The sequence below is a fragment of the Caballeronia sp. LZ024 genome (assembly GCF_031451455.1).
GTDB lineage: Bacteria > Pseudomonadota > Gammaproteobacteria > Burkholderiales > Burkholderiaceae > Caballeronia > Caballeronia telluris.
The window spans coordinates 385,690-398,093 of sequence record NZ_JARUXL010000003.1 but is presented as its reverse complement, the minus strand read 5'-3'; the positions used below and the strand labels follow the sequence as shown (position 1 = coordinate 398,093).

Genomic DNA, 12,404 nt, shown 5'->3' with positions numbered 1-12,404 from the left:
TCCTGGTCATTAGTGTTCACTTGTCCACCTATTCGTTAAGTGGACACGATGCTCCCAAGGCTGCTACATCGATTCAAGATGCCATCACCGGGCGCTTACGGAAAAAGCGCTTCGCTGCAGCCTTATTGCGACGTGTTTATAGAGGCATCGAGTCGAATGCTGTGCTCGTCGAACGCGCGCCCGAGCATGTAAGGCCCACCGCGGAACGCAGAAAACTCAGTAAAGCTCCATACGCTGCAAGGTTGCGACGAGCGGCCTTGAAGCAATGCGAAAAGTCCGCCGATTTTAGAGCCATCGAATAAGGAGATCTTCCCTACAGCCGTTTTGCTACGCGCGTGTTGCGTAGGGGGTAGGATCGTCGGACGGTAACGCTTCAAGGAAGCCACGCCCCATCTCCCGTTCAAAGCGCCCTGGACTGCCTTCCCAGATGATTCGCGAGTGTTCGAGCACGTACACGCGGTCCGCATGTGGCAGCGCGAACGTCACATTTTGCTCACCGAGGAGGATCGTTATTGGCGTGGTCTTTTGCAGCGACTCCATCGCACGCGACAATTGGTCTAGAATGACCGGGGCGAGCCCGAGCGTCGGCTCGTCCAGGATCAGTAACTTCGGCCGCATCATCAGAGCGCGCGCAATGGCGAGCATCTGCTGCTCGCCACCAGAGAGCGTGCGCGCCGTCTGAGCTTGCCGCGACTTCAGGATCGGGAATAGGCCGAACAGCCAAGCCAACTGCTCGGTGCGTACGCGGTCTGGAAGATGATAGCCGCCAAGATCGAGATTCTCCCGCACAGTCATGTCGCTGAATAGCTCGCGGCTTTCAGGGCACTGCACGACGCCAGCACGCGCGATTGCCGCGCCGCTCATGTCCTTCAGATTCTGTCCGCCAAAGCGGATCGTGCCTTCGTAGGGTAGCATCCCCGAGATGGCGTTAAAGAGCGTTGTCTTGCCCGCACCGTTGAGGCCCACCACTGACACGAACTCGCCCTCGCGCACGTGCAGGCTCACGCGGTCGAGCGCCCTCGCCTTGCCGTACAGGACGCCGAGGTCCTGTACATCCAGGACCCGCCGCTTGTTCGGCGCGACGGTCGGTGCGCGCTCCTTCGCCTCAATCTTGCCCCCGAGATAAACGCGCCGCACCGTCTCGTTTTGCATAACCTCGTCTGCGGTTCCCTCGGCAACATACTCGCCGAGATACATCGCGAGCACACGGTCGACGAGCGCCGCCAGGCTTTTCACGTTGTGATCGACGAGGAGCACCGCGCGGCCCTCCTCGCGAAAACCGCGGATTAGCGCTGAGAACGACTCCGACTCTGCCGCGGTCAGGCCAGCGAACGGCTCGTCAACGAGCACGACCTTCGGGTCCCGCGCGATCGCCTTCGCCATCTCCATGCGGCGCAGATCGGCGAACGGCAGCGTGGCCGGAAGGCGATGGATCACTGCGCCCAGTTCGACGCGCTCGGCGATCTCCCGTGCGCGTCGGTTGACATGCGGATCGGCGGCGAGCTTGATGAGCGAATCGGGCAACAGCGCGAGCTTGATATGCTCGAGAACCGTCTGCCGGTGCAGCGGCCGTGAGTGCTGGAACACGATGCCGACTCCCGCCCGGGCAATACGATGCGGTGCCCAGCCGGCCATCTCCGTGCCGTCGATCTTGACCGAGCCTGCATTGGGCCGCTCGATGCCCATGATCAGCTTCATCACTGTCGATTTGCCGGAGCCGTTTGGACCGATTAGACCGAGAATTTCGCCGGACTTGATGTCGAAGCCGATGTGCTTTACGGCGACGAGGCCGCCAAATCGTTTGGTAAGTCCGCGCACGGCGAGACGGGGCGTATCGCTCATTCTTTCTCTCTCACACGCAGCAGGTTGCCGAGAAGGCCGTCGGGGAAGAACAGAATCACGGCGAGCGCCACAGCGGCGACGACGAAAGTGTTGATCTGGCCAAGCGGGCGCAGAAACTCGCCGGCGACAATGAGGAAGATTGACCCGAGCACCGCCCCCAAGATCGTGCGGCGCCCGCCCAGGACTGCCGCGATGATGATCTGCACACCTACGCCGAGATCCACCACCGTGCTGACCGAAGCAGTGCCCTGATAGAACACGAGCATCGCACCGGCCACTCCCGAGAACACTGCACTGATGCAGAATGCGGCGAGCTTATGCTTGGTCACGTTGAACCCCAGCGCCTGTGCTCCGACCGTGTCTTGTCCGCTCGCCTGCAAGATCAAGCCAATAGCCGAACGCGACAGGCCAAAGAGGATTACCGCGCAGATGAGAAGGAACGCCAGCGCGATCCAGTAGTTGTGCCCGGCGTCCACAGAAATTACGTCAGGCACCATCATGCCGATCTCGCCGCCCGTCACTCCCGCGAAAATCACGATCGCGTTCTGCAGCAGGAGCACGGCGACCAGCGTGACGAGCCCGAAGTAAGGTCCGCGGAGGCGCAGCGCTGGCACTGCGAGTAGCAACCCGCCGATTAACGCGACGAGGCCGCCCGTGCCCACACACACCGCGATTGGCGGACCCCAATGAGCATCAATGATGGCGGCCGAGTAAGCGCCAAGACCAATCAGAAACGTGGGACCAAAGTTCACCTCGCCAGCGAAGCCAAAGAGCAGGTCCCAGGACATCGCAAAGACGCCGAAATAGTACGCGAGCGTAAGCACCCCGAGGATGTAGCCGGATAGCCACCAAGGCAGGGTTACCGCGACTGCGGTGAACAGCATTGCAGTCCACAGCATGCGCGAGCGAAGCAGACCGATCATGAACTATCTCCGTCTAGCGCCGTCCGAGGAAACCCTGAGGCCGCACGTAGACGACCAGCACGAGCAGGAGGAGCGCAGGAAGCGGACGCAGCGTCGGAGCGATGAGATACGCCGTGACAGTCTCCAGATACCCGACGACGTAGGCCGCCAGCAGCGAGCCCGACACGCTGCCGAGCCCACCCAGCACAACGATGGAGAAGGCGCTCGCGGTGAGCTGCCCTGTGTTGTTGGTACTCACGCCGAGAAACGACGCAAGCAGTACACCCGCGATTCCCGCCAGCAACCCATACAGGGTCCACGCAAGCAGGTACACGCGAGAAAGCTCGAAACCGAGCAACGTGAGCCCGCGTGGGTTCATCGACGCCGCAAGCAGCGCCTTGCCCGCCCGCGTACGGTTGACGAACATCCACAGCAGGCCGATGACCACCCAGCACACGAACGCGATCATGATCTCGTTGTAGGGCACCCGCACGCCTGCGAGCGTCGCGACGCCGGGAATGAGCGGGCGCATCGTGACGGGATTGTCGCTGAAGAGATAGGCCATGCCCTGTTGGATCATGATGCCCCAGAGCAGCGTGCCGGTCAGCACGAAAATCTCCTTCTCTTCTCGGGGGATCGCCGCGGAACGCTGGATTGGGCGCACAACCATCAGATAGGTGACGAAGGCTGTGACAAGGCCGCACAGTACGCCCAGCGGCGTGCCTAGATAGGTGCCAAGGCCGGCCTCGCCGGCGAACATCCAGCCCATCAGCGCGGCCACCAACATAACACCGCCATGGGCGAGATTGAGCACCCCGGATACCCCGAAAATCAACGTGAACCCGATCGCACCGAGCGCATAGAGCGAACTGATGGCAAAGCCGTCGATGAGAATCTGCAGCGGCAGCATACTCGACCCCTTGGTCCGGCAGGCTCCGGAGCCACACGAATGAGCGGCATGGGACCGGTGAACGATCCCTACGCGACACTTGTTGCTGTATTGTGATGCTAGTTGGCAGCGGCCTGTTGCACCTTCACGAAGGCGGGGAATTTGACCTTTGCGTTTGCCACGGATTTCGGCCAGATCGCGACCTGCTTGCCGTTCTGCCATTGCAAGTTGATGCCGTTGATGTAGTCCGGTCCGTACTTGAGCGCGTGCGTGAACTGATCGCTCTTGCCGTAGAACTGCCAGCGGCCGATCGTGCCCACGTAATCGGTCTTTTCGAGCGCAACTACCATCTGGTCCGGGTCCGTTGAGCCCTGGTTGCGTTTGATCGCGTCGGCGAGAATATAGACGAGGTCATAGCTCGTGAAGCCGCAATAAGCCGGCGATACGCCGAAACGCTTCGAATAAGCCTCAACGAAAGGCACGGTCTTCGGCGTGATTGCCACGCCCGGCGCCGCGGCGGACGCCGTAATGACACCTTCAGTCGCGCCGTTCGTGTCCTTCCAGAAGCTTGTGGTGGTCGCTTGCGAACTCTGGCCCGTCATCGGAATCGGGACCTGCTGATCGTGCCATTGCACTGTCGGCTGCACTCCCACATGACTGATGCCTGTGGTAATGGTATCCGGATGCTTGGCCTCGATCTGGTTGAAAATCGGCGTGAAATCGGACGTATCCGGGTTAAAGCGGATATGGTCGAGAACTTGAAGCCCGGCCTTGGGTAAGCATTCGAGATAGCGCTCATCGAGCGGCTTGGTCCATGCAGCATCTTCGCTCATGACGACGGTCGTTTTCATTTTGAACTGACCGACAAGCACATCGTGCGAAAAGTCGCAGATCGATTGCGCGATAAAGGCCGAGGTCATCCAGCCATGGAAAGTGTATTTATAGTGATCGTAGTCGTCGTGGACATGCTTCGAGATATCGTTGCTCGCCGCTCCCGGCGTGATAAACGGCATCTTCAAGCGCGCGGACCACGGTTCCATCGCGAGCGCGACCTCGCTGATGTAGCTGCCGATGATCGCCACCACTTTGTCTTGATTGGCTGCACGCTGAAACGCGCGCACTCCGTCGGAAGCAGACGAATGGTCGTCATACGCGATGATCTGAATGGGCCTTCCGTCAACCCCGCCGTGAGCGTTAATTTCATCCGCGGCAAGCTGCGCCGACTTACTGATGGAGGCGCCCGCGACGGCCGACTCCTCGCTGATAACCCCTATCTTGATCGGCTCTGCAGCCGCCTGCGCCGCGGAGACCATCCCTAAACTTAGACCAAGTCCCACCGCTAACGTACCGGCCCCGATGAATCGATACCCCGATGCCTTGCATTTGGACATTGTCTGGTCTCCGTTTTTTCGATGAGGAGCAACGACTAGCGCCAGATACATTACATATTGGATTTATAAGCGCTTGCACAACACAATAGCACTCGGCCAAACCGTGCCGTATCAGTAATAACGATTAAGACTCAAGCTCATACGTGTAACCAGTCGCCAGTTGCCGGTGCAACGCAACAATTGGCCCGCGAATTCCAGACGTACGTTACGCGAAGTCTCGCCGCTCTTGACAAGAATGCCTCGTCTTGATCCTCACTGATGTGAAGGCGGTCTTCAACCTAGGCGGCAATCTCGTGCGTTCGGTGCCCGACCGGCTTCAGACGGAGCCCGCGTGGAGCCGTTTGCGGCTGACCGTGAACGTCGCGACGAGGCTCAACCGCAGTCATCTGGTACACGGCGAGATCTCCTATGTGCTGCCGTGTTTGAGCCGAATCGAATATCATCGCACGCCGCTAGGTGATCAGGCTGTATCGATGGAGGACAGCACCGGCTGTATACACGGTTCTCGGGGCGTTACCGAACCGGCCAGCGACAAGGCCCGGCCCGAGCCGTATATCGTCGCCGGTATAGCGAACGCGACGCTCGGTACTCAATCCACGGCAAACTGGGACGCCTGGCGTGACGACTATGCGCTGGTGCGCGACGAGATCGCCAAAACGTATTCCGATATTTTTCACGACTTCAATCAGCGCATGTGGGAGCCCGGCGGCTTTCATCGTCCCTTGCCCGCGGCCAAGCGGCAATGGAAAACCAAGTCGGGCAAGGCGGAATTCTTGACACCTGAGTCGCTCTCCCAGGACACCGACATGCCCGAGACGCCGCCGGACGCGTTGCGCTTGATGACGTTGCGCAGCGACAGCCAGTTCAATACAACGATCTATAACATCGAAGACCGCTTCCGCGGCGTAAAGGGCACCCGCATGGTGATCCTGATGAACAAGGCGGACATCGAAAAGCGCCAGCTTCGCGAAGGTCAGATCATTACGCTCCAGACTGTTGCGAACGATGGCATCGACCGCCGCCTGGAGGGTCTGCAGGTCAAAGCCTACGAGATACCCGAAGGCTGTATTGGCGGCTACTATCCAGAGTGCAATGTTCTATTGCCGCTTTGGCATTACGCCAAGGAAAGCAAGGTACCGGCCGCGAAGTCGATTCCGGTACGCATCATTGACGCGTCATCCGACGCTTGAAGGTTACTGACCCTACTGATGAATTTTAGATCGCAGCCGTTCGACCTGGCGGTCGGACACGGGACTCGCATGGTTGCCCCATGTGCCCCGCACAAAGCTGATTACCTGCGCAATTTGCGTTGACGCCAACTGGCCGTGGAAACCCGGCATCTTTTGCGGTGCAGGGCCGGTCCCGGTCGTCGGACTTTTACTGCCCTCAATGACAATGCGCATCACGGACGTCGGATCGTCCGACAGCACCATCGAGTTGCCTGCCAGCGCGGCCGTCTTGCCCGGTTGACCGCGCCCGTCTGCCTGATGACAACGCGCGCAGAAGGACAGATAGATGCCGGCGCCGTGGCGTTCCACTTCCCCCGTATCGAGACTGCGTGCGGTCTGCACGCGTGCGTGTGCGTTGTTGTCAAAGCTGCCGTAGATATTTCTTTGTGGTAATGACTTAAGATACACGGCAATCGAATGGAGGTCGGCATCGGTCATGTATTGCGTGCTGTCTTCCACAACCGGCGCCATTGCGCCGAACGCGATCGCGCCGGCACCATGCCCGGTGCGCAGGAAGTTCACGATGTCCTGCTGCGACCATCGGCCGAGACCGCTGCCTGAATCGCCGGTGAGATTGGGCGCGAACCAGTTGTCGTTGACGCCTCCGGTCAGGTATTGCGGTGACTTCTCGCTGTAGCCCAGCTCGTTATATGCCGGACCGCGTGGCGTGTGACAGGCGCCGCAATGCCCGAGCCCCTGGACGATGTAGCCGCCGCGGTTCCACCCGGCGCTTTGCTGTGGATCGGGCTCATACTGCTCTCGATTGCCGAAGGCGAACGACCAGAGCAGCATTCCCCAGCGTTGATTGAACGGAAACGGCAGATGCGTTTCAGGTGCCCGCTTCGCCGCGGGCTTCACCCCGTGCATGAGGTAGGCATAGAGCGCAGTCACATCGTCGTCGGTCATGTTCGCGAGAGACGGATAAGGCATCGCCGGATATAGCCGCTTGCCGTCGCGGCGCTTGCCATAGCGGATCGCATCAGAGAACTGCTTTAACGTGTAACGTCCGATGCCGAACACCGGGTCCGGCGTGATGTTGCTGCCATAGATGGGACCGAACGGCGAATTCACCGGCATGCCGCCGCCGAGCGACGTATGGTCCCGGGCATCGTGACAGGCCGCGCAGTCGCCTAGCTTCGCAAGATATTCGCCGCGCGCCACGAGCTTCGGGTCGCTCGTCACCGGCGACTGCGCATTGATATTGGCAGGCAGATGGTCGTCGGCACTTCCGCTGCATCCGCCAAGGGCATGTAGCGTGGCGAACAACATCGAAGCGGTAACACATCGCAAGCTTCTCGGCGCGTTCATATCAATGCCATTGACTGCAGGAGACGAGGAACACTTCTGCAAGAATCGTGAACAGGAGTCCGACCACAAAGCCACAGCCGATCAATGCACTGCACAGCGCGATAAAGCGCATTCGGCTGATTTCCTCCTCCTCGCGTGGAGGGGGATTACGCGATTCGCCATCCCTGCCTCGCGCCTTAATGCGCTTGAGCTTCTTTTGCAGGAAGAGAAGCCCGTAAAGCGACAGCGCCGCACAGACAACAGATATCGCCAGCGCCACGGTGGATGTGCCGTAGAGCCACCCGTGCATATGCGACACACCCGGGTCCTTGAGTGGCGTCGTCACGTCGCAGGTTTGGGCGGAGACCGTCTCCGAGACGATTACCTGGAGCAGCCACGCGCCGGGCGAAAAAAAGAAGCCTGCGCCGGCACAGATTCCAAGGCGGCGCTTTTCGGCTTGCGTGAGCCGTTCCTCTGCGGATACGGAGCCTTGCGCCATTACTGGCCCCTAAGCCAAAACGGTGTCACGTAAAGCGACGTGAAGATGAATAGCCATACGACGTCGACAAAGTGCCAGTAGAGACCGCCGATCCGCATCGGCGCATTGCGTTCCGCGTCAAAATAGCCGAGCGCGATCCACAGCGCGAGCAAGACAAGAATGACCAGTCCGACCAGGACGTGCGCTAGGTGAAAACCGGTGATCGTGTAATACAACGATCCATACAAATGCGCGGTGATGCCGTAAGGATGGTCATGCCATTCCTTCAGCTGTATGCCGACGAAGAGACACCCGAGCACGATGGCGCCGATCATCCAGGCGAATGCCCTCCACTTGCGGCTCTTTCTGAGCGTTCGCTCGGCGAGCCACGCAAAGACGCTGCTCAGTATGAGGACGCCCGTGCTCAGACCACCGACACCGATCTTGGGCATGCCTTCGGGCGGCCACGCCATTTGCGTCTGCGACTGCGAGTAAAAGTAACTGAAGATGAGATAACCGAACAGGCTGGCTTCGGTCACGACCAGCGCGAGCACGCCCCACCATCCGCCCGAGTGCTCGCCGGCACTGCCTACAGGAAGAACGTCCTTTTTCTCGACCGTTCTCGCGGGCACGGTCTGTTTCGGTGTCGGCGGCTCGCGTTGCGCAAGCGATCGGCGCGGCCACATCCATGCGATCAGCGTCGCCCCGCAGGCGGCGAATGAGAGTGCTGCGAACGACGGCGATCGTAGCAGCAGGCCGAGAAACATCAGGGCCGCGAAGAGCCCGAGAAAGAACGGAGACCATGCATCGTCCGGCATCTTGAGAATGACATCGGGCTTGCCGGTGAAAGGATGAACGCCGAGCGATTCGCGGCCCTGATGCAGTAGATAGCCCTGCTCCAGACTCGAATGCCGCCCCGACGGTTGCAGACGATCCTCCCACATCGGATGACGCGACTCGACGATCGGCAGGACCGCAAAGTTATACGGCGGTGGTGGCGAAGCGACCGACCACTCGAGGCCCGGTGCATCCCATGGATTGGGCGGTGCTTTTCGCCCGCGCCGCGCCGATACCAGCGCGTTCACCGCGAACAGCAGCACGCCGATCGCCAGCAGGAACGAACCGATTGTCGTGATGAGATTCGAGGTATCCCATCCCATTCCCTCTGGATAGGTGTAGATCCGTCGGGGCATGCCGAGCAGGCCCGAGATATGCATCGGAAAGAAGCCGAGATTAAAGCCGACAAAGACGATCCAGAATGCGATCTTCCCTAACGGTTCGTTCATCAGACGGCCGGTGAACTTCGGAAACCAGTAGGTGATGCCGCCCAATACCGGAAAGACATTGATGCCCAGCAGCACGTAATGCAGATGCGCCACCACGAAGTACGTCTCGTTGAGTTGCCAGTCGAGCGGGACGGCCGCCGTCATGACGCCCGATACGCCGCCGACCACGAACATCAGTACGAAGCTGGCGAAGTAAAGAAACGGCACGGTGAAGACTGGGCGTCCGGTCCACATCGTCGCGATCCATGCGAACACGGCGACCGCGCTGGGAATCGAAATAAGCACGCTCGCCGCGCCGAAGAACGCAAGCGCGAGCGGCGCGATACCGGTCGCGAACATGTGGTGAATCCATACCTCGAAGCCAATGATCATCGTCGCTACCGTCGACATGGCCACCGCTGCATAGGCGACGAGCGGACGTCTGCTGAAGGTGGGCAGCGCATCGGACACGATACCCATTGCTGGCAGCACGACGACGTACACCCACGGATGCGCAAACATCCAGAACAGGTGTTGCCAGAGCAGCGGGCGCCCGTCGGCGGCCACATCGAAGAAGTGCGTGCCGATGTTGCGATCCATCCATAGCAGGAAGAACGCAAGACTTACCGCCGGCACGGCGAGCAGATTGGCAAAGGAGATGGTAAGCGTGCCCCACACGATGATCGGCAGGCGGTCCACCGACATGCCTACCGCGCGCATGCGAAACAGCGTCACGACGAAATTGACGGCACCGACCGACGTCGAGATGCCGAGCAATACCATCCCAAGCGAATACACATCGATATTGGGACCGCGGTTGTATTCGAGCGACGAAAACGGTACGTAGTTGAACCAGCCAGCGTTGGGCGCTTCACCGAAAGGAAAGCTGCAATACAGGAAGACGCCGGCAAACAGGAAGACCCAGTATGACAGCGCATTGAGACGCGGAAACGCCATGTCGCGCGAGCCGAGCATGAGCGGCCAGAGAAAGTTGGCAAAGCCGCTCAGCACGGGCAAGGCATAGAGGAAGATCATCGTCACGCCGTGCATCGTGAAGAGCTGAGCATACTGCTCCGGCGAAAGCAGCGTTTCGTTCGGGCGTGCGAGCTGCAGACGCATGAGCAGCGCCTCAGCGCCGCCGATCATCAGAAAGATGAATGCGGTGACGATATAGCGCAGGCCGATCTTCTTATGATCGACCGTCGTGATGAAGCCGCGCCAGCCCGGTTCGCCCTCCCATATCTCGCGCAGACGCTTCTCGGCTTCGGAGCCTTCCGGCACGCGGCCGAATTCAGGCTCCCGTCGAAAAGCGACCCGACCGGACTGCCCAATGTTGCGATCACTCGTCGCGGACATCGTGTGTTCCTTACCTGAGAGTAGCGAGATACGCCGACATGTCGCCCGCTTCTGCGGGCGAAAACTTCATGTCGGGCATGAGCGTACCGGGCTTGATCTCCTGCACATGCTGAACCCAGTCCATCAGGTTCTCTGGCGTATTCAAGACCGTGCCTGCCGCGATCAGACGGCGTGACAGCACATGAGTGAGATCGGGCGCCTGCACTCCTGCGGACCGGCTGCCGCGCACCGTATGACAGCCCGCACAGCGCTCTTCGAAAAGCTTTGCGCCGCGCACGGCCTGAACCGTGGCGGGCGCGGGCGACGAAGACTGTTGCGCGGCCGCCCATTCCGCGAATTCAGCCTGGGGCTGCGCATACACTTCGAACGCCATGTGCGCATGCTGCACGCCGCAATACTGCGTGCACTGGCCGCGAAAGATGCCTGGACGGTCCGCCTGAATCCACTGTCGGTTCACGACGCCGGGAATTGCCTGTGTCTTGCCGGACAGTTCGGGCACCCAGAAGGCGTGGATCACGTCGGCGCTCTTGAGCTGCACGAGCACAGGCACGCCAACGGGAATATGCAATTCATTCGCGGTCGTGAAGTGACCGGGGCCATCGCCGTAATCCACCTTCCACCACCAGTCATAGGATGTGACCGTTACGGTCAGTGCTGGCTCGCGCGGCGGATCGGCCACCTCAGCCAGCACAACGAGCATATAGATCGCGATGCCGAGCAGCGCCACTGTCGAGACGGCGCTACCGACATAGACGAGGGTAAGTCCGCTTTTCGATTCGAGTGCGCGAGGGTCAGTCGTCTTGCGGCGCCGAAACATCGCGACCATTAGCATCAATGCGATGATCACGCAGACCAGACAGCAGATGGCGGTCAGTGTCCAGTTAAGGCGCAGCACGGCATGCGCAGCAGGTCCCTTGCTGCGCAGGAAATACGCGAGCGGAGTCTCACCGCTGACGACCGACTCCCTGCCACTCGGTGCGCCCGCATCTGCCCATGCGCTCGACTGGAGCCATGCCATCGTGCAATGCGCACCAAGCCAGCGGATCCACGCAGGAAGTCGACGCATACCAGTCACATCTTCTCCTTGATGCCACGCCGGATCAGCCAATAGTTCACGGGGTACGTTGTCGCAAAGCCAGCCACCATTGCGATCTGCATACGCACCCAATAACCGGCGTCCGTTGGTTTCAGCGGAGAAGCAAGCTTCGCGAAAGCAATCATGCAGCCAAACATGCCGACTTCATAGGCGATCAGCGAAAGCGTGTCAGCCTTCACCGCTGCGATGACGCCATCGCGTAGCCCCAGCCCGCGCATCGGTGCGATTGAAAAATACTGGAAGGCGATGCCGATGAAGTAAGCCAGGATAAAGGCGGCGGCGAGCCGTCCGGTAAGTTCGGAACCCGCAATTGTCAGCGTCAGCGCAAATGCCAGCCATTCTCCGATGAAGTCCCCAAGCGCGCATCCGGCACCACAGTGCGTTGCACCGAGGAAACTGGCCTGCCACATCGGCGGCTCATGATCCTGTTTATCGGAGCCGCGACGGCCAAATGAAAAGTAGAAAAGCAGCCCGATAGGTCCCCAGTACAGCATGGTCAATGGCCACACGACAGACATGATGGCCATCTTTTGATGATGACCGGCGAACCAGATGTCGAACACGGCGACCAAGGCTGACACCAAAGAGACGGTGAGCCAGATTGCCGGCAGCATTGCCCAGATCGGTTGCATCGTAGGGTTCTCCGTTGTCATGTCAGACCGACGCCTG

The 12,404-nt window shown here is 60.1% G+C and carries 10 protein-coding genes and 1 pseudogene; 2 read left to right on the top strand and 9 right to left on the bottom strand.

Annotation, left to right across the window (positions count from 1 at the left end; genetic code table 11):
- On the top strand, positions 1-302 hold a 302-nt coding region (locus QCE48_RS19305; RefSeq protein ID WP_309794281.1), incomplete at its 5' end, for a hypothetical protein.
- Positions 303-327: 25 nt separating this feature from the next.
- Here QCE48_RS19305 and QCE48_RS19300 read toward each other — a convergent pair.
- The 4 genes from QCE48_RS19300 to QCE48_RS19285 all read right to left on the bottom strand — a co-directional run bounded on the left by QCE48_RS19300 (position 328) and on the right by QCE48_RS19285 (position 5,024).
- Positions 328-1,842: an ATP-binding cassette domain-containing protein gene (locus QCE48_RS19300; protein ID WP_309788375.1), complete on the bottom strand. Its 1,515-nt coding sequence runs from the start codon at positions 1,840-1,842 to the stop codon at positions 328-330.
- Entirely contained in the window at positions 1,839-2,765 is a 927-nt protein-coding gene (locus QCE48_RS19295; protein ID WP_309788374.1) for a branched-chain amino acid ABC transporter permease, read from the bottom strand. The genes QCE48_RS19300 and QCE48_RS19295 overlap by 4 nt, the downstream gene beginning before the upstream one ends.
- Before the next feature lie 13 nt (positions 2,766-2,778).
- Positions 2,779-3,654 (bottom strand): branched-chain amino acid ABC transporter permease, encoded by an 876-nt coding sequence (locus QCE48_RS19290; protein ID WP_309788373.1) that lies wholly within the window; start codon positions 3,652-3,654, stop codon positions 2,779-2,781.
- 98 nt (positions 3,655-3,752) lie between these two features.
- Positions 3,753-5,024 carry an ABC transporter substrate-binding protein gene (locus QCE48_RS19285; protein ID WP_309788372.1) on the bottom strand — a complete coding sequence of 424 codons (1,272 nt, stop codon included), beginning with the start codon at positions 5,022-5,024 and terminating at the stop codon, positions 3,753-3,755.
- Between the two features lie 257 nt (positions 5,025-5,281).
- Here QCE48_RS19285 and QCE48_RS19280 point away from each other — a divergent pair.
- Positions 5,282-6,214, top strand: a pseudogene (locus QCE48_RS19280) (molybdopterin dinucleotide binding domain-containing protein); the annotation flags it as partial.
- A gap of 12 nt (positions 6,215-6,226) precedes the next feature.
- Here the strand turns inward: QCE48_RS19280 and QCE48_RS19275 are convergent.
- From QCE48_RS19275 to QCE48_RS19255, 5 genes are read right to left on the bottom strand one after another with little or no spacing between them, the layout of a single operon-like run.
- Entirely contained in the window at positions 6,227-7,561 is a 1,335-nt protein-coding gene (locus QCE48_RS19275) for a cytochrome c (RefSeq protein ID WP_309788949.1), read from the bottom strand.
- A gap of 1 nt (position 7,562) precedes the next feature.
- Entirely contained in the window at positions 7,563-8,039 is a 477-nt protein-coding gene (locus QCE48_RS19270) for a hypothetical protein (RefSeq protein WP_309794279.1), read from the bottom strand.
- Complete coding sequence (gene ctaD / locus QCE48_RS19265) at positions 8,039-10,639, bottom strand: cytochrome c oxidase subunit I (RefSeq protein WP_309788947.1); 2,601 nt, start codon at positions 10,637-10,639, stop codon at positions 8,039-8,041. The genes QCE48_RS19270 and ctaD overlap by 1 nt, the downstream gene beginning before the upstream one ends.
- A 10-nt stretch (positions 10,640-10,649) precedes the next feature.
- Positions 10,650-11,657, bottom strand: a complete 1,008-nt coding sequence (gene coxB, locus QCE48_RS19260; protein ID WP_309788988.1) for a cytochrome c oxidase subunit II — start codon at positions 11,655-11,657, stop codon at positions 10,650-10,652.
- Between the two features lie 53 nt (positions 11,658-11,710).
- Entirely contained in the window at positions 11,711-12,367 is a 657-nt protein-coding gene (locus tag QCE48_RS19255) for a DUF4396 domain-containing protein (RefSeq protein WP_309788946.1), read from the bottom strand.
- Positions 12,368-12,404 lie beyond the last annotated feature (37 nt).